The sequence below is a fragment of the Pseudomonas sp. QE6 genome (assembly GCF_041379005.1).
Classification (GTDB): Bacteria; Pseudomonadota; Gammaproteobacteria; order Pseudomonadales; family Pseudomonadaceae; genus Pseudomonas.
On sequence record NZ_CP166873.1, the window covers coordinates 3,715,438 to 3,733,726 of the forward strand.

The window sequence follows — 18,289 nt, forward strand, 5'->3', positions numbered from 1 at the left end:
CGCTTTTCGCCAGGCTGATGGCCATGAAACTCAAGCAGTTCCTTCGTCGTCAGGATTCATCCTTTTCCACCCCGAAGGCGGCCCGAAAGCTCCTTCGTCTGCTGGCATGGGTGGTGATCGCCTGCCTGTTCTTCACCTTGAGTCTGTTTCTCGCCGCGAGTTTCAACAGCGAAGTGTCGCAGCTGCGCCGGCAGATGAATGCCGCCATGTACGAGGCCCAGGATTACCTCGGCCAGCGCGAGTCGCTGCTGGAACACATCAGCCGCGGCGTGACCTGGAAGGCCCGACAACCGCTGGTGCAGTGGCGCCAGATGAACGTTCCGGTGCCGCCCCATGAGCAGGTCTTCGTGTCCCTTGGCGAGCCAGGTTCCAGCTGGAGCCTGGCACTGTCCGGCAGCGATTTCGCGGAGATGGAGTCCAGGCGGCTCAATCTGATCTATGTCTCTCCCGCCCCTGATCGCGCCGTTGCGCGCCTGTACGGGGCCCCGGCTCTCAACGCCGTGGTGCCGCCGGCGGTGCTGGAGGCGCTGGGGCGACCCGGAACGCCAAAGGAAGAGCGGCAGGTGCGCTGGCTTGCCGACCCGACCGACCCGCAGGCGCGGCAGTACCTGTTCACCCGCGTGACCCGCGAGCAGGACAACGGCTGGCTGGGGCTGGAGCTGTTCGGTGCCGACCTCTCCGCGGCGTTCGGCGTGCCCGAGGCCGGCCGCTTCCTGCTGCTGGACCGTGAGCACCGGGCGATCCTCGGCAGCGCCGTGACGCCTCAGCTGGGCCTGCAGTTCAGCGACCTGTGGGAGGGCGACAATTTTGCCTTCAGCGGTCCCGGCCTGCTGCCCAGTCACCTGGCGCTGCTCAAGCACTTGGGCAGCTCCGACTGGTCGCTGATCTACTACTGCAACCTCTCCGACCTGCTGCTGCCGATGTGGCCGCGGATGCTCGCTGCGCTGGCTTTCCTACTGGGCGGCTCGCTGCTGGTCTGGGCCATGTGCCGGCGCATCAACCGGCGCCTGATCGGTCCGGCGCAGCACCGCCTGAATGCCCTGGTGGAGAACGAAAGCTTCTCCCGCGCCATGATCCAGACCGCGCCGGTGGCGCTCTGCGTGCTGCGCCGCAGCGACGCCGAGGTGGTGTTGGAGAACCGCCTCGCCCAGCAGTGGCTGGGCAGTGGTGACACGCGTCGCTACTGGAGCCACGGCTGGCTGGAGCGCGGCTTCAGCAGCGGCGAGGAGGGCGGTTCGGAGGAGGTGGAAACCCGTACCGGGCGGCACCTGTACTTGAGCTACACGCCGACCCGTTACAAGGGCGAGGAAGTGCTCTGCTGCGCCTTCAGCGACATCAGCGCGCGCAAGCAGACCGAAGCCGCGCTGGCTGAGGCCAAGCGCCTGTCCGACGCCGCCAACGAGGCCAAGACGCTGTTTCTGGCGACCATGAGCCATGAGATCCGCACCCCGCTGTACGGCGTGCTGGGCACCCTCGAACTGCTCGGCCGTACCGCGCTGGACCACCAGCAGTCCGGCTACCTGCGGGCCATCCAGCGCTCGTCCTCGACGCTGCTGCAGCTGATCAGCGACGTGCTCGACGTGTCGAAGATCGAGGTCGGCCAGCTGGGCCTGGAGCCGGTGGAGTTCTCGCCGCTGGAGCTCACCCTCGACAGCGTCCAGTCCTATGCCGCCGCCGCCCGCGCCAAGGGCCTGCAGATCTACGCCTGCTGCGACTGCCTGATGCCGGAGCGGGTGCTGGGCGACGCCACGCGCATCCGCCAGATCCTCAACAACCTGCTGAGCAACGCGGTGAAGTTCACCGACAGCGGGCGCATCGTTCTGCGCGTGCGTTCCGAGCCCGGCGAGGGCTGGCACGACACCCTGCACTGGCAGGTGGCGGACACCGGCATCGGTATCCCCGATGACCAGCAGGCGAACCTCTTCGACGCCTTCTACCAGGTCTCGGGCAATGCGCGCATGGCCGGCGGCACGGGGCTCGGCCTGTCGATCTGCAAGCGTCTCACCGAGCTGATGGGGGGACAGCTGCGGGTGGTCAGCGACGTCGGCCTAGGCAGCAGTTTCTCCCTCAGCCTGCCGCTGCAGTGTGTCGACCGGCAGAGTGCCAGCGAACCCCGCCTGTGCAACTCCCTGGTGTGGGTGCACGCGCCGACCCGCGAGCTGGCCGAGAGCCTCTGCGGCTGGATCACCCGCTGGGGCGCGCGGGCCCAGGTGGTGGCCTGCGACCAGCCGATCGAGGACGACCCCGCCAGTGTGCTGGTGGACCTGCGCTTCAATCCCCATGATCGCAAGCCGCTGCCCGCCTGGCGGGGCTGCCGGGTACTGGTCACCGACCTGGGCGGCGAGCTGCCGCGCCAGGAGGGCTGCGACTGGCATGTCGGCCGCTACAACCTCGAAGGATTGCGCCGCGCCCTGGCGGCGGCGCAGGGCTGCGCCAGCGGCGAGGCGGCGCGCCTGGCCGAGATCCTGCCCGACATCGGCCTGGGCCTGCGCGTGCTGCTGGTGGAGGACAACCCGATCAACCAGCTGATCCTGCAGGACCAGCTGGAGGCCCTCGGCTGTGCGGTCGAGCTCACCGTCGACGGCCGCCAGGCCCTCGCGCGCTGGCAGCCGGACGCCTTCGACGTGGTGCTCACCGACGTCAACATGCCTCACCTCAACGGTTACGAACTGGCCCGGGCCCTGCGCCAGCGCGGCTATCGAGGGCCGATCATCGGCGCCACCGCCAACGCCATGCACGAGGAAAACGAACGGTGCCTGGCCGCCGGCATGAACATCTGCCTGCTCAAGCCGGTGGACCTGCGCACCCTGCGCCAATGCCTGACCAGCCTGCCCGCGGAGGTGCCGCCGTGCGACATCAGCGAATCCTGATCGTCGAAGACCAGCCCTTCCAGCGTGAGTACCTGGTCAACCTGTTCCGCGAGCAGGGTGTGGAGCATCTGCGTGCCGCCGAGGATGGCGCCGAAGCCTTGCGCTGGCTGGAGCGAGAACGCTTCGACCTGGTGGTCAGCGACCTGCTGATGCCCGGCCTGGACGGCGTGCAGCTGATCCAGCGGCTGGCCGCGCTGAGCCATCCGCCGCTGCTGGCGATCATGACTTCGGCTTCGCGCCCGCTGATGGGCAGTGCCTGCATGGTGGCGCGCGCCCACGGCATCACCGTGCTCGAGCAGATCGCCAAGCCCGCCCGCGCTCCGGTGATCCGCCGCCTGCTGGAAAAGCTCGTCTCGCGCCAGGCGCGCGCCGAGCAGCACCGCGCCCCGGCCGTTCCCGCGCCAACCCGCGAAGAGCTGGAGCAGGCGCTGGAGCAACGGCAGTTCCGCGCCTGGTTCCAGCCGAAGGCTTCGCTGATAGATGGGCGCATCGTCGCGGCGGAGGCGCTGGTGCGCTGGGAGCATCCACGCCACGGCGTGTTGCTGCCGGCCAGCTTCATGGCCGCGCTGACCGCTGCCGGCCTGGACGAGGCGCTGCTCTGGGTGGTGCTCGAGCAGGCGCTGCAGGCACAGACCGACTGGGGCCGGCTGGGCTTTCACCTGTCGGTGGCGGTGAACCTGCCTACGCACCTGTTGGACGATCCCGAGCTGCCCGACCGTCTCGCCGCCTTCGTTGCCGTCCGGAGCGGAGTGCCGGCGCACGTCGTCTTCGAGCTGCTCGAATGCAGCAGCACGGCGACACCGGCCAACTATTACGCGGGCACCTGCCGCCTGCGCATGAAGGGCTTCGGCCTGGCCCAGGACGATTTCGGTCAGGGCTACAGCTCGCTGTACAATCTGGTCTCGACCCCCTTCACGGAGCTGAAGATCGACCGCGCGCTGGTGCATGGTTGCGTGGACGACGAGGGCCTGGCAGCGGCACTGGAAAGCATCGTCAAGCTGGGCCGGCAGCTGGGGCTGGAGGTGATAGCCGAAGGGGTCGAACACCCGGACGAGCTGGCCCTGCTGCGCCGGCTGCGCTGCGACTGCGCCCAGGGCTTCCTGTTCTCCGAGGCGGTGCCGCCCGCCGTGTTCACTCGCCAGTTGCTCCAGGAGCGTTCCGCCATGGCTCATTGATCCACGGCAGATACATCGTAGATGCGTGGGCGATCGTCGGCCTCCCGGGGGCTGGCGGGTCGCCTTATCGCGTACTCACATCTACAGTCTGCTGGTATCCGGCGGGCCCTCCGCCGCCACTCTCCCGCGACACCGGATGCTTTGCATGAAGGAACATGATCACGGCTCGATTGGTAAACTGGCCAGCACTTCGCTGCGCCTGAACGTCGTCCTGCTGTGCGCGGTTTCCCTCGCCCTGATGCTGGTGGGCGCGTGCTACTGGGCCCTGGGGCGGGTGGTGCAGGAAGAGCGCGACAAGGTGCACTTCCATTTCAGCCGGCTGGTGGGGAACATCCACGAACACGAGGCCTTCCTCAACCGCATCGCTCTGCAGAGCGACGAATCCACCCAGCGCCAGGACCTCGATATGATCCCGCTGCAGCGGCGCCTGCTGATTCGCGAGAACGGCATGGAGATTCATGAGGGGCGCGAGTTCTCCTTCGCCATGTCCTTCACCCTGGCGCACCTCCTGCGCCACGCCAGCCCGCAGGAACGGCCCGGCACCTTCTCCCTCGGGGTGATGCTGGCGAACTTCTACAGCAGCTACTGGAGCGCCTCGTCCTATCCCTCGCCGCAAGTGCTGGTGCTGGATCTGCAAGGCGCGACCAGTCTTGCGGTACCCGCCATTGGCAACTTCCGCGGGCAACGGCCGCTGACGCGGGGCAACTACCTGACGGTGATCGAGCGCGTGCGCGAAGCCCTGGAGGCGCGCTCGCCCAAGCGCAGCGACACCCAGGTGCACTGGGCACTGGCGCAGCCCTATACCGGTGGCGAGAACCGCGAGCTGCTGGCCTACGTCAGCCTCGACCTGCCCGACGCGCTGTGGTGGGAGTCGGACCTGGACCGCCGCGTGGTGGCGGTGTCGCTGCTGGACCTGGGACGCATCAACGACCTCGAGCAGGTGCTCGACCGTCCGGTGTTCGATGAGCTGGAACTGGTTTCGCCGGGCGGCCAGGTGCTGATCGACTTCCCCGGCGGCGAGAAGGACTACCAGGACGGCCTGAATTTCAGCGCCGACGGCCTGGTGTTCAAGGTCCGTAGCGGGTTCAACGGCGGCTGGGCCGCCCTCTATCGCCTGAGCTACGCCAGCTTCTTCCGCTACGCCAAGTGGCAGTTCCTTGGCGGCCTGGCGCTGATCCTCGGCAGCCTGGCCGGCGGCTGGTTCGCCATCCGCTGGTACTCGCGGCGGGTGATCAGGCCGGCGCGCCGCGCGCACCTGGAGATAGTCGAGAGCGACGCCTTCAGCCGCGCAGTGATCCAGACCGCGCCGGTCGCCCTGTGCGTGCTGCGCCACGGCAGTCACCAGGTGGTGATGCAGAACCGCCTGGCCGAGCAGTGGCTGGGCGACGCCGAAGCCATCACCCACATCAGCCGCGACTGGGACCTGAGCGGCAGAATCGGCGGAGGCGATGGTGAGCTGGTCTTCGAGGTCGAAGGGCGCGCCCTGCACGCCAGCTTCGCGCCGACCCGCTACCGCGGCGAGAACGTGGTGCTCTGCGCCTTCAACGACATCAGTGCGCACAAGCAGGCGCAGCAGATGCTGGCCGACGCCAAGCTGTCGGCGGATGCCGCCAGCGAGGCGAAATCGGTGTTCCTCGCCACCATGAGCCACGAAATCCGCACGCCGCTCTATGGCGTGCTGGGCACGCTGGAGCTGCTCGGGCTGACCGAGCTGACCCTGCAGCAGCGCGATTACCTGTCGACCATCCAGCGCTCGTCATCGACCCTGCTGCAATTGATCAGTGACATCCTCGACGTGTCCAAGATCGAGGCCGGGCAGATGGCGCTGGAGGCGGTGGAGTTCAACCCGCTGGAACTGGCCGAGGACGCGGTCGCCGGTTATGCCGGCGTGGCCGAGGGCAAGGAACTGCAGCTCTACGCCTGCATCGACTCGAACGTCCCCGGCCTGGTGCGCGGCGATGCCGCGCGCATCCGGCAGATTCTCGCCAACCTGCTGAGCAACGCGCTGAAGTTCACCGACATCGGCCGCGTGGTGCTGCGTTTGCGCGTCCTGCCGGGCGAGGCGGGCGAGACGGCCCTGCAGTGGCAGGTGACGGACACCGGCATCGGCATGTCCGACGCCCAGCAGCAGCGTCTCTTCGAGCCTTTCTACCAGGCCCACGGCCATGAGCATACGGTCAGCGGAACCGGCCTGGGCCTGTCGATCTGCGCGCGGTTGAGCCAGCTCATGGGAGGGCGGTTGCGCGTGGTGAGCGAAACCGGGCTGGGCAGCAGCTTCACCTTCACCCTGGCGCTTCCGGTGCTGGAGCGTGCCCAACCGCTGGCCGAGGGCAAGCCGTTGCTGCCGCAGCCCGTCTACGTGCGAGCGCCGGTGAAGGAGCTGGCGCAGAGCCTGGCCGACTGGATCGATTGCTGGGGCGGTTCGGCGCTGGTCCAGGATGAACTGCCACCGGACGTGCCGCCCGGTGCGGTACTGCTGGAACTGCTCGAAGCCGCTGGCGAGCCGCAGTGGAGCGGTCCGCGGGTGCGTGCGCTGACCGACGGCGGAGTGCAGCCGCAGGCTTCCGCGCTGGGCTGGGAGGTCAGCCTCTACCACCTGGCCGGCATCGCCCAGGCGCTGCGCCTGGCGCAGCAGGGCGGAAGCGGCGAGGCGCGTCAGGCACCCCGTGTAGCCCGGTTGGGCAAGCTTGGCCTGCGGGTACTGGTGGCCGAGGACAACCCCATCAACCAGGCGCTGCTCAAGGAGCAGCTGGAAGAGCTGGGCTGCCGCGTCACCCTCACCAGCAACGGTCGCGAGGCCTTGCAGCGCTGGGCGCCGGGCGCCTTCGACGCGCTGTTGACCGATGTGAACATGCCGGTGATGAATGGCTACGAGCTGGTGGGCGAGCTGCGCCGCCAGGACAGCTGGCTGCCGATCATCGGCGTCACCGCCAACGCCCTGCGCGAGGAGGGCGAGCGTTGCATGGCGGTGGGCATGAACCTCTGGCTGGTCAAGCCGATGAGCCTGCGCACCTTGCACGACGGGTTGCTCAAGGTGTGCGGCCATCTGCCCGCCGAGCCCGTACCAGGCGAGGAGCCGTCGGCGGCACCGGAGCCGGATCGCATCGAGGTCTCGGAGAAGATGCGCGAGCTGTTCCTGCGTACCATGCGTCAGGATATGCAGGGCGTAGCCGACGCCCTGCAGGTCAATGACCTGGCGACCGTCCGTCAGCAGGTGCATCGCCTGCGCGGCGCGCTGGCGGTGGTCCAGGCCCATGGGCTCAGTGACGCCTGCGGTGCGGTGGAGCAAGCGCTGATCGCGCAGCCCGCTGGGCCGGAACTGTCTGCGGCGGTGACGACGCTGATGGGACGAATCGAGGCGGCCCTGGCCAGCCTCTGAGAGCCTGTCCGGTAACCGGGGTTACTCTGGAAAAGTGGCCGTGCCCTGTGGCCGGCCGACGATCGCAAACGTTGGGACTCAAGAAACTCATGGAAAAAGTCAGAGTGGCACTAGCGGACGACCATCCCATCGTCCTGATGGGGGTTCGCGAAGTTATCGAACGGGACGATCGCTTCGAGGTGATCGGTGAGGCGCACAACTCCAGCGAGCTGGTGGCCCTGTACCGCGAGCAGCGCCCGGCCATCGTCATCACCGACTACAACATGCCGGGCGACCAGACCTACGGCGACGGCCTCAAGCTCATCGAGTTCCTGCTGCGCAACTTTCCCGACACCCGCATACTCATCCTCACCATGCTGTCCAACCCACTGATCCTCTCCAGCCTTTACGACCTGGGGGTGTCCGGCGTGATTCTGAAGAACGGCGATCTCGACGAGATCCTGGTGGCGCTCAAGGCGCTGGCCCAGGACCGCATCTACCGTGGGCCGGGCATGCAGTCCACCAGCAGCGTGCTGGCCAGCGGCGACGACGTGGAGGGGCGTATCGCCAGCCTGTCGGTGAAGGAGTACGAGGTGCTGCGCCACTTCGTCTCGGGGATGAGCGTGCGCGACATCGCGCTGCTGCTCAACCGCAGCGTGAAGACCGTGAGTGCGCAGAAGATTTCCGCCATGCGCAAGCTGGACGTGGATACCGACCAGGCGCTGCTGACGTTCTGTGTGATGGCCAATCTGTTTCAGTAGGATCGCAGTGCAGGGGCGGGCCAAGCCCGCGATCCGCCGGCCAAGCCGGCGCTCTCTTTTGCGCGGGTGTGACAGGTGTGCTGCGTTGGCTTGGGCGTCTTTGCGTCGCTCCGGCGTGCGCTGGGAGTCCGGGCTTCGCCCCCTCGGGCGACCTACTTTGGCAAACGACCCAAAGTAGGCAAAGGTCTTGCCCCGGACATACGGTTTTTCTCTCAGGCGAAAAATACCCTCGTTGAACGGGGCATTCGGTGCGTGCGGATGTTTCGCTGGAAATCTTCAAGAGCCGGAGCCAGATGGGGTGGCTCTTCGTAGGAGCGAGCTTGCTCGCGAACCGCCCAACTCCGAACTCCCCTTGAATCCTGAATGATCAGCGCAGCGCCGCAGTGCCCTGCTGGCTGTTCCCGCCATCGTCGATCCACAGGTAACGCACCTCGCCACCGCTCGCCGACAGGGCCTGGGGTGGCGTGAGCACGCGCTGCGAAAACGGCGGCAGCAGCTCGCCCGGCAGCGGCGAGCCGGTGTTGCCCTGGCGCACTTCTGCGCCGGCCAGGGTGATGAAATAGGCGGTGGGATTTTCCACCTGCAGCGCATTGCCGGCCCTGCGGAAGAGCAGTTTGCGGGGAGCCTCTTCAGCATCTTTCGCCAGTGCGCGCGGGCGGTAGATGACCTTCATCTGTGTGCGCAGGGTAACGGTCAGGCGCGATTGCCCTTCGCCCAACGGTTCGTCGGACTGGGGCGGAATCTCGTAGAGGTTCAGCCAGTACAGCGACTCGCGGTCTTGCGGCAGCGCATCGCCGGTGTAGAGCAGGCGCAGGCTGCGCATCTGGCCGGGGTTCAGGCGGAATACTGGCGGCAGCGGCATGATCGGCGCTTGTGCGGTCTGCGGCGCGCTGTCGAGGTCGCCGTCGTCGACCCAGGTCTGCACGATGACCGGGTAGCTGTTCTGGTTCACCAGCGCCAGGGACGCCTCGCGCTTGCCTTCATCGAAGATCACCCGCGTGCGCTCGGCGGTGACGCCGCCGTGGGCATTGGCGCCAACCAGCACGGCCAGGCCGAGCAGGGCTGCGCGCAGCCAGTTACTGGACACGGATCACTACCTGCGCGGTAGCTTCCACGCGGCCAGGGGTGACGGTAGGCATGCTGCCGAGGCTGAGCTTCTCCAGGCGGGCGCGGAACGTCTCGCTGTACTGGGAGATACCGCCCACTTCACCCGTCTTGTTCGAGGCGTTGCCGATGACCGGGTACCAGCCGCGTGCTTCGGCGTTGCTGCCATTGGCCGAATCCTCGCTGGCCAGCAGGTTCATCGCGCTGCCGTTGCGCAGCAGGCGGATACCCACGCCCTGGGCCATACCCGGCTCGCCATAGCGGTCGGAAACCAGGTAAGAGAGCCCGCCGCTGGCATTGACCAGCCCTAGCCCGGAGGAGGCCGCCAGCGCTCCGGCCGAGACCTTGATGCCCAGGGCGGTGCCGCTGGTGCCTGATTGGCTGGTGCTGGGCGTGGTGCTGCTGAGTACGCCGCTCTGGCATTTGAAGTCGACCTGGAAGGGCATTTCGCGGCTGGCCCCGGCGTTGATCTCACCGATCGAGATCGATGGAAACACCACGTGCGGCGTGACATTGGTGACGGCGCAGGTCGGGTAGCGCTTGAGTGTGACATCGCCGTACAGGCCGATGGCGCCCGGCCAGTTGTAGTGCCAGCCGCTGTAGTTACCGTAGTGGGTCTGGCCGACATTCGGGTAGGCCAACCCCGGCCCTTTGATGGCGATGTAGCCGGCGGGCTGGGTGCGGCCGTACAGCTGCGATTTCGTGTTCGGTGAATAGCCCTGGGTGGCCTCCAGCGGCGCCCTGAAGAGTTCTGCGCGCACCGCGCTGAGGTTCTTCGCCTTGACCAGCTGGAAACCGCGCGAGTCGATGTCCAGGCCGCTGAGCTGGCGCTCGCGCCAGACGTCGGTGAAGTACTGGCCGGTTTCCACGTGTGTCAGGCGCAGCAGCACGTTGGGCCAGGCGGTGCGGTAGGCGGATTGCAGGCCGATGGAGTTGCCCACGCCGTCGCCACCCTGGTACCAGCCGCTGTAGAGGTCGTCGGCGTTGGTGGAAAACATCTCGTACACGGTGTCTTCCGGCGCGCAGCGGAAGAACACGCGCTCGGCGTCGTAGCCGGCGGAATTGCCGTACTGGGTGATGGGCGACACGGCACTGGCGATCAGCGTGCCGTCGGGCTGGAAGCTGGCATCGCTGACGTTGATCACGCTGGGCAGGCCGAGGGAGCCATTGCAGGTATCGCAGGCGCCATCACCGGGCCAGGCGCCGGCCACGCCTTCGCCGGGGCGAATCTGGTAGGTCAGGGTGGTGGTCGCGCTACCCACGCCGGTGACCTTGTAGCAGGTAGCCCAGGCACTCGGTGCAAGCACCAGGGCGAGTAGCGGCAAGCCGCGCAGGATGGGGGTCATGGGGCCTCCGGTAGGCAGGTCGCTTGCAGGCGCACCAGCACCTGGTCGAGGTCGGCGCCCTTGAGGTCATAGGGGAGCTGGCAACTGTCTTCGGCACGCTCGCCCCATTGCACGCGCAGCAGGCCTTTCTCGCCTTCGGCCCGGGCATAGACCTGTCCGCCCTGGCCGACCATGCCGATGTTCACGCCGTTACCGTCGAGCACGTCGGCGCCAAGAGGCAGCGGCTGGCCATCGGGGAGTGTCGCCTGGATCAGCAAGGGGTGGCCGGTGAGGGTCTTGAATTCGACCTTCACGGCGGCGCCGGCATAAGGGGCGATCTTGCGTTCGGTCTCCACCAGCTCGGCGTTCTCGTCGATGCCTTGCGGGTCAAGGCTGATGGGGTTGTAGCGATACGGCGACAGCGAGGGCACCACGGCGTAGCCGTTACCGTCCACCCGCGCGCCCTGGCCGCCGCGTACGCCGGCGCCGCTGGCGCCCTTGGCCTCCACCAGGGCGAAGGTGTCGCCGACGTAGGGGCCCAGGGTCAATCCGCCGCTGTGCAGCACCGCTGCGCCGCGCACACCACCGTTGACCTGGCGGTAGCTGGAGCTTTCGGCATAGCCGGCGTTGACCGTGGCCACCGAGGTCTGCTGCTGGATGCTGCCGTTGAAGTCGGTGCCTTGGCCCTCGCTGTCGCGCCCGGCGGAAAGCGCGTAGCTCAGGGTGCGGGCCTTGCCCAGGGTGCCGCTCAGGCCGGTCTGGTAGGTGCTGCCGCTGGTGTCGCCGGAGCGCCGCGAGGCCATGGCGCTCAGGTTCGGCGCGCTGCTGGTGGAGCCCAGTGGCATGGAGAGGCTCAGGGTCAGCGTGTTGTTGCGGTTGCTGCCGTGCTGCAGGTTGTACTGCGGCGGCTGCGACGGATCATAGTCGTCGTTCACGTCGCGGTACCAGGTGGTCTGCTGGCGCGAGTAGGCGAGGTTGTAGCTGAGCTGGCGCCAGGTGTTGGAGTAGCCGACCTGCAGCTGGGTGTCGCGGCTCTTGCCGTCATAGTAGTCGCTGGTGGAGCCGGACAGATACAGGTTGCCGTATTGCCCCAGGCCCTGGTTGACCAGCAGGGTGAATTGGTTGCGCTGCTTGTAGCTGCTCGAATCCCAGGTGTCGCCGTGGTCGCTGGCATCGCGCGCGGAGAGGGCGTCGCCCAGGTCGCGGTAGCCTTCGGTGGAGTAGCGGTAGCCGGCCAGCGTGAGCGTGGTCTGGGTCGGCTGGAAGGTCCGGCTGTAGTTCAGGCCGACGCGCCAGCCCTGCTTGCGCTGGTTGTTCTCCACGGTGGCGCTGGAGAAGGTGGTGTTCATGCCGAAGGCGCCGTAGGGCGTGGCCAGCACGCCGCCACCGAGCACCGCCAGATAGTCCTCGGCCACGCGTGCGCCGAGGTTGGCGGTGAGAGCGTTGGTCAGGCCGCGTTGGTAGGTCAGGTCGCCGAACAGGTCGTTGCCGTCGCCGTACTGGCGCGCCTGGCCGATGGTGGCGCTGTACCGCGACAGGCCCGGGCGCATGGACTCGGGCACGGCGGAGAAGGGCACGGAAAAGCGCGAGACGCTGCCGTCGGCCTCGATCACCTGCACGTCCAGGTCGCCGTCGTAGGCGGTACCGTAGAGGTCGTCGATGACGAAGGGGCCGGGCGCCACGGTGGTTTCCTGGATTTTCCGGCCGTTCTGGCTGATGACCACCCGCGCATTGGTGTTCGCGGTGCCGCGCACCTGGGGCGCGTATTGGCGCTGCGAGTCCGGCAGCATGCGGTCGTCGGTGGCCAGGCGCACGCCACGGTAGCCCATGCTGCCGAACAGGTTGCCCTCGGTGTAGCTGTCGCCCAGGGTCAGTTCGCTGCGCAGGCCAGGCAGCGCGCGCTGGGCATAGGTGCGGATGCTGTTCCAGTCGCTGCGGGTGTTCCCCGCGTAGCTGGAATAGGTGTAGTTGGACTGGTGGCGCAGGCGCCACAGGCCGAGGTTCACTCCGCCGTTCAGGCCGAGGTAGCCGTAGTCCGAATCGCCGCCGCTGCCGGAGCCTTCGAAACTCGAGCGGTAGAGGTTGGCATCGTAGTTGACGAAGCCCATGGTGCTACCGGCATCCCATTCGTCCGGGCTGACGTAGCCGCGCGGCTTGATGTCGAGCAGCGCCTGGGGCACCGAGAGGTCCAGGCGCAGGCGCGCGGTGTCGAGGTTCCAGGTCGATCCCGGCAGCCGTTCGCCGAGCCAGTGGCAGATGCCCTGGTCGTCCTTGCCAGCCCGCGGGTCCGGGCGCGCGCCCAGGCTCTGGCGCAGGAAGCGCTCGCTGAAGCAGGGCTCGGCGCGCTCGCCGTGCTGGCGCATTTCCACCTCGGCGCGGGTGGCGTACTGGCTATTGAGGTAGAGGTCGACGTGGTAGGTGCCGGGGTCCACCTGGTCGGCGCGGTTGAAGCGCTCCAGGCTGCCGCCGGCCAGGCCCGAGCCCATCAGCAGGCTGTCGTCGAAGCGGTAGTCCGCCTCGCCCTGGGCCAGTCCCGCGACCACCATGGCGAGGGTTCCGAGAGCGAAGGGCAGCAGCGGTCCGCGTAGCGGATCAACGCGGCAGATCATGGCGAAGTTCCACTCTTGCGCCGTAGTCGTTGATCAGCAGGGCGGACAACCGTACGGGGCCTGCGGGCAGTGCCGTGGGCTTTTCCGCCTGCCACTGGGCCAGGCCCATGGGGGCGACCATGCTCGGCCGCAACTTCCATTGGCGCTCGCCAACGCTGAGCGTCGCGCCGCCGAAGGAGGCGTGGTAACCGGTCGGGTTCTCGACTTTCACGTTCCAGCCGCTGCCGCTCTGCACCAGGGAAAAGCGCAGCTTCTCGGGCAACTGTTCCGGGCTGCCGGCAATGCTTGCCGGGCGAAAGAACAGCTTCAGACGGTTACGCAGCATCAGCAGCATCTGGTTCTGGTCGGCCTTGGCGGCGTTGCGCGGCGGAATCTGCAGCACGTTGAGGTGGAACAGCGATTCGCGGTCCTTGGGCAGGCCGGAGCCGGTGTAGATTATGCGCAGGGTCTGGCCGCTGCCGGGTGCCATGCGCGATACCGAAGGGTTCACCACGAACGGGGCCTTGGCGGTATCGGGGGTAGACGCGGGATCGTCGACGTCGATCCAGGCCTGGATGACGTTGGGGAAGCCGTCCTTGTTGGTCATCTGCACGGTCTTTTCCCGGGCGTCGCCTGGGTAGATGACACGGGTGCCGGTGATCACCACGCTGGCCTGGGCAAGCGTGGCGGTGAAGGATGCCAGCAGGGCGAGCGCGAGCGTCGCCGCGCGAAGCGGGCGCAGTGGGAGGGCGTTCATCCGGTTCACCTGTCTTGCCGGGTCGTTCGGGGCGGTCACCCCTGAACGACGCGGCGCAATGCGGGGAAGCGACACCGGAGGCGGTGCCGCGGGGTATCACTCGTAGCGCAGGGTGTAGGTCACCGAGCCGAGTACTGGACCGGGGGTCACGGTGGAATTCTCGGAGATGTACTGCACGGCGTAGTCGTAGCTGGCGCTGGTTTCTCCGTCGGCGAGGACGATGTCACCGGCAGCCACGGCTGCGCCGCCTGCCAGGTTCACCGGGTTGCCGGCCGGAGCGTCGAGCAGCTGCAAGGCGACACCAGTAGCACCGCCGGTGGCGGTGTTGGTGAGGTTGCCCGAGGCAGTGGCGTTGGTGGCCTGGAACAGGGTGGTGAAGTGTTCGTCGGCACCGCTGGGGGCGGCGCACCCGGTCAGTTGCAGGGTGAAGCTGGTCTCGCCGGTGGTCTGGCCGACAGAACCGTTCAGGGCGCTGACCGGGACGCTGTCGAGGATGACGGTCGGGTCGGTGTTGCCGTCGACCACGGCCGAGCAGGTCTGGTCGGTCACTTCACCACTGAAGTTGATGGTGTTGGCGGCGAAGGCAAAGCCCGGTACGGCGAAGGTTGCTGCGACAGCCAGGGCGGTTGTGCGAAGTTTCATTCTCTTGAGCTCCATGGTCAGGGTTTTTTCCCACGCCCATCTTCTCCGCGGAGCTGGCGGAACACTTTAAGACGAATCTGAATGTGTGCTGGCGAACGGCGCGCCGGTCCGTGCCAGAGCCCCGTTCAGGGGCCAGCGAGGCGCAGCGCCATGCATCGCGGAAGAACTTTTGCTCGGCGGTCGACTCCCGCCCGTGCGCTTCGACATAGCGCTCGGGCCCCGCAGTCGGCAGGAACCGCAAGTGCGTTTCCGCCAGGTATTGAAGGATGGCTCCGGACTCGGGCAGGGTTAGTTCCTGCTCGTGATCGACCAGCAGCGGGATCTTTCCATGCGGGGTCAGGCGGGCGAAGTCCGGCTGGTGCTGCTCACCCAGCGCCAGGTTTATCCGGCGGATCCGGTAAGGCACGCCAAGCGCCTCGAGCATGATCAGGATCTTGTGACCATTGGCCGTCGGCGCGAAATGGAGTGTGTACAGGGCAACGGCTCGCAAAAGCCAGGCGCTGGCGGGAGGGAAAATTGGCGCGGTCGAGCCTGGCTCGAACCGCGTCCGGGTTCAGGTAATCGGATAACGCCTGAACAGATCGGTTTGTTCCAGGCGGGCCGCATGGGCCTTGATAGCCGGGAAATCGTCGGCCTTGACCACGGCGGGCAGCATCAACTGCATGAACGACCAGGCCACTGCACAAGTGACCTCAGCCTGGTCGGGGCGCACGCCTTGCGACGGTTGTGCCGCCAATTGCCTGTCAAGCTCGGAGCACGCCGCCAGCAGCTGCCGGGTGACGCGCTCGACCCAGGGCTGGTGAAGCTTTTCCGCCGGACGAAGCTTGTGTTCATAGACGATCTGGACGGTCTTCTCGCATGCCGCCAACGCCAGGCCCAAAGTACGCAAGGCACCGGCCAATGCCTGCGGTTGGCTCGGCAACAGCTTCCTGTCGGGGGCACTGAGGGTCTCGAAATAATCGATGATCAGCGTCGAGTCCATCAGTACGGAGCCGTCATCTAGCAGCAGGGTCGGTGCCTTGACTACCGGGTTGATCCGGGAAAACTCCTCGAAGGTGCTGAACACCGACAACGGGTCATGTTCGAACTCGATGCCTAGAAGGTCCAGGGATATGGCCACCCGGCGAACGTACGGTGAGTCCAGCATGCCGATGAGTTTCATCCATCATTCTCCTTGATTGATATTGATCTCTAATGCCGTGGTCCGGCGCTTGAAAAGCTGGGGCAGCGGCCATGGGAGCGGATACGCCTGGCGCTGTTTCTCCGCCTTGACTGGAGCCAGTTGCAGAACTCCTTCGCCGTCAATCAGCGCCAGCCCGGCTGACAATTTCACGCGCTCGCCGGGGCCGATCGAGAAGTCGACACCGTTGGCGCTGATCCAATGCTTGCCGCTCACCACACGCGTGTAGATGTCGCAGGCAGAACGCACCGAGAGCAATTGCGCTCTGGTCAATGAAACCTGCAGCCACGGGTGATCGTCAGCGTCGGGACCTCCCGTGGTCATTTGCCGTGCTCTCCATGCAGCGCCCATGGCAGCCATCCTCTTACCAGTCCAAGACTTTACCGTCCCTTACATTAGTGAGAGCCTTGACGCTTATATATCGATATTTTTTTCCAAAATTAGTAAGAAATACTTACATGTCGAACATTCCTCCAATCACCTGCCTGCGCAGTTTCGAAGCGGTTGCAAGGCTGGGAAGCGTCACCGCCGCCGCCAGGGAACTTCACGTGACCCATTCGGCCATCAGTCAGCAGATCAAGGTGTTGGAGGAGATGATCGGCGTCATCCTGTTCGTCCGTGAGGGACGGGGGCTGCGGGTGAGCGAGGATGGACGGCTGTATGCCTTGCAGGTCCGTGAGTCATTGAGCCGAATCGCCGAAGCCACACAGCTGATCAAGACCCAGCCCAAGTCAACGGAACTGGTGGTCGCCGTTCTCCCTTCGTTCGGTTTCAACTGGCTGCTGCCGCGCTTGCCACGCTTCCAGCAATTGCAGCCGCACATCAGCATCCGGCTACAGGCCAACCTGACGGTATCGAACCTGAGCCGGGAATCCGTCGATGTCGGAATCCGCATGGGCAAGGGCGACTGGGATGGGGTGGAAAAACGTCTGTTGTTCCATGACGAGGCGCTGGTGGTTGCCGCTCCGCACTTCAATGGCGGGGAACTGCCGCAGAGCCCTGAAGAGATCCTCAGCAGCAGGATCATCTTCAACATGGAGTCATGGCGACCGTGGTGCCAGGCCGCAGGGCTGGATATCGACGTCCCACGCAGCGGCCTGTGCAGCAATGACTCCAACCTGGTACTGCAAGCCGTGCGTCTGGGGCAGGGGATCGCCCTGGAGCGCCGCAGCCTGGTGCACGACGCGATCCAGCGAGGGGAGTTGGTGCAGCTCTCCCCGGTGATTGCGCCCTATCCCTACCCGTATTGGCTGGTATTGCCCAACCGCGAGCGTTCGGAAACAAAGCAGCGGGTGTTCTCCAATTGGCTGACGGATGAGGTCGCTGAATACCTGAACAAACTGGATCATGGCAGCAAGACGGTCCGATAATGGCTGATAGGTGCCCCAGCGGAGAGGCCGTTAACGACCCGAAGCGGACGTTCAGCCTCCAATCCTTACTGGTTGTGCTGACTTCGGTACTCACCGGGTGTCAGGCCCGTCCAGGCCTTGAAGGCACGTAAAAAAGAGTTGGCATCTTGAAAGCCTATCAGGAAGGAAATCTCTCCCGGAGAGAGGGGCGAGCGGGACAGGTAATAGCGGGCCAGATCCTCTCGTGTGTCGTTGAGCACGTCCTGATAGCTCAGTGCCTCGTCTGCAAGATGGCGTTGAAGCGAACGTTTGCTCATCGCCAGACGGTTAGAGACATCGTCGATGCCGCTCCGGCCGCTAGGCAGCATGTCGAGTAGTGCGCTTCGTACTCGCTCACGCGTGCTGGCCCCGGACTCAAGCTTCGAAAGCCGCGTCTGAAGTTCCGGCTCGAAGAACTGCCACATGGCAATGTTTTCGGTCAGGAATGGGCGAGCAGCATCTTCTGCCGAGAAACGAATCCGATTACGGTCGCCTGGTTGCAGGTGACAGCCGAGGAAGGCTTCGCACGGCTCCACCTGGCTCGGCAGAGCTACCAGCTCTGCCTCTAACGGGCTGATCTTCTGACGTGTGGCGAGGCGCGCCAAGTGAGTAAGGAAGATGAGTTCCATCGCGCAAAGGCTACGCGGCAGCGGGCGGTCGTAACCGTAGCATTCGATGAAAATCTCCGTGTGAGCCTCGCTGACGAAGACATCCAGCGCTAAAGGCCCGCACAGGCGCTTGTATTCGGCCAGCCGGGTGAGTGCGACGTTGAGGTCAGGACTGCACAGGCAGGCAAACAGAGATGGATCAAAGGCTTCGACTGAAATGGCGCCTCCGAGTCGCAGCGGCAAGTGGGACTCACCGACCAACTGCTCAAGGCCTTGAAAGAGTCGAAAATACTCAGAGGGGGAAAGCGAAGCATCCTTGCGGCTGAATAAATCGGCAGGTAGCTCCGCCAGGGCCAGCAAGTCTCCAGGTGCTATCCCCAAGTCAGAAATGATCAGTTTCCACCCGGCGTGCACGGTAAAATGCTTGGCTTGTTTCATGGTCGAGATGTCTCCAGGGAAGCGCGGTGCTCTTGCTTGGAAGGCAAGGATAGAGGCCAGCACGCCGGGCGAAAGGTGCTGTAGCTCAAGGCTTC

General features: G+C 65.9%; 14 protein-coding genes. 5 read left to right on the plus strand and 9 right to left on the minus strand.

Going from position 1 to position 18,289, the window contains the following annotated elements:
* The first annotated feature begins 23 nt into the window (after nucleotides 1-23).
* The 4 genes from ACAW63_RS17145 (at nucleotide 24) to ACAW63_RS17160 (ending at nucleotide 8,164) form a co-directional block, all read left to right on the plus strand.
* Complete coding sequence (locus ACAW63_RS17145) at nucleotides 24-2,870, plus strand: ATP-binding protein (RefSeq protein WP_371227102.1); 2,847 nt, start codon at nucleotides 24-26, stop codon at nucleotides 2,868-2,870.
* Entirely contained in the window at nucleotides 2,849-4,045 is a 1,197-nt protein-coding gene (locus ACAW63_RS17150; RefSeq protein WP_371227104.1) for an EAL domain-containing protein, read from the plus strand. The genes ACAW63_RS17145 and ACAW63_RS17150 overlap by 22 nt, the downstream gene beginning before the upstream one ends.
* Before the next feature lie 145 nt (nucleotides 4,046-4,190).
* Nucleotides 4,191-7,424, plus strand: coding sequence for an ATP-binding protein (locus ACAW63_RS17155; protein WP_371227106.1), 3,234 nt, complete (start codon nucleotides 4,191-4,193; stop codon nucleotides 7,422-7,424).
* A gap of 89 nt (nucleotides 7,425-7,513) precedes the next feature.
* Nucleotides 7,514-8,164, plus strand: a complete 651-nt coding sequence (locus ACAW63_RS17160; RefSeq protein ID WP_371227108.1) for a response regulator — start codon at nucleotides 7,514-7,516, stop codon at nucleotides 8,162-8,164.
* Between the two features lie 367 nt (nucleotides 8,165-8,531).
* Here ACAW63_RS17160 and ACAW63_RS17165 read toward each other — a convergent pair whose 3' ends face one another.
* From ACAW63_RS17165 to ACAW63_RS17200, 8 genes are all read right to left on the minus strand, one after another.
* Nucleotides 8,532-9,251 (minus strand): molecular chaperone, encoded by a 720-nt coding sequence (locus tag ACAW63_RS17165; protein ID WP_371227110.1) that lies wholly within the window; start codon nucleotides 9,249-9,251, stop codon nucleotides 8,532-8,534.
* Nucleotides 9,241-10,614, minus strand: coding sequence for a fimbrial protein (locus tag ACAW63_RS17170; protein WP_371227112.1), 1,374 nt, complete (start codon nucleotides 10,612-10,614; stop codon nucleotides 9,241-9,243). Before ACAW63_RS17170 ends, ACAW63_RS17165 begins: the two co-directional genes overlap by 11 nt.
* Entirely contained in the window at nucleotides 10,611-13,202 is a 2,592-nt protein-coding gene (locus ACAW63_RS17175; RefSeq protein WP_371227114.1) for a fimbria/pilus outer membrane usher protein, read from the minus strand. Before ACAW63_RS17175 ends, ACAW63_RS17170 begins: the two co-directional genes overlap by 4 nt.
* The gene (locus tag ACAW63_RS17180) at nucleotides 13,186-13,938 is read right to left on the minus strand and encodes a molecular chaperone (RefSeq protein ID WP_371227116.1); all 753 of its coding nucleotides are present in this window, start codon (nucleotides 13,936-13,938) and stop codon (nucleotides 13,186-13,188) included. The genes ACAW63_RS17175 and ACAW63_RS17180 overlap by 17 nt, the downstream gene beginning before the upstream one ends.
* 96 nt (nucleotides 13,939-14,034) lie before the next feature.
* On the minus strand, nucleotides 14,035-14,580 hold the full coding sequence (locus ACAW63_RS17185; protein WP_371227118.1) for a fimbrial protein: 546 nt from the start codon (nucleotides 14,578-14,580) through the stop codon (nucleotides 14,035-14,037).
* Nucleotides 14,489-15,004, minus strand: a complete 516-nt coding sequence (locus ACAW63_RS17190) for a glutathione S-transferase N-terminal domain-containing protein (RefSeq protein WP_371227120.1) — start codon at nucleotides 15,002-15,004, stop codon at nucleotides 14,489-14,491. Before ACAW63_RS17190 ends, ACAW63_RS17185 begins: the two co-directional genes overlap by 92 nt.
* Before the next feature lie 129 nt (nucleotides 15,005-15,133).
* Complete coding sequence (locus tag ACAW63_RS17195) at nucleotides 15,134-15,742, minus strand: glutathione S-transferase (protein ID WP_371227122.1); 609 nt, start codon at nucleotides 15,740-15,742, stop codon at nucleotides 15,134-15,136.
* A gap of 3 nt (nucleotides 15,743-15,745) precedes the next feature.
* Complete coding sequence (locus ACAW63_RS17200; RefSeq protein WP_371227124.1) at nucleotides 15,746-16,084, minus strand: hypothetical protein; 339 nt, start codon at nucleotides 16,082-16,084, stop codon at nucleotides 15,746-15,748.
* A gap of 134 nt (nucleotides 16,085-16,218) precedes the next feature.
* Between ACAW63_RS17200 and ACAW63_RS17205 the strand changes: the two genes are divergently transcribed.
* Entirely contained in the window at nucleotides 16,219-17,130 is a 912-nt protein-coding gene (locus tag ACAW63_RS17205) for a LysR substrate-binding domain-containing protein (RefSeq protein ID WP_371227126.1), read from the plus strand.
* Between the two features lie 65 nt (nucleotides 17,131-17,195).
* On the opposite strand, the gene ACAW63_RS17210 is transcribed toward ACAW63_RS17205, so the two are convergent.
* The gene (locus ACAW63_RS17210) at nucleotides 17,196-18,194 is read right to left on the minus strand and encodes an AraC family transcriptional regulator ligand-binding domain-containing protein (RefSeq protein WP_371227128.1); all 999 of its coding nucleotides are present in this window, start codon (nucleotides 18,192-18,194) and stop codon (nucleotides 17,196-17,198) included.
* Between the last annotated feature and the right edge of the window lie 95 nt (nucleotides 18,195-18,289).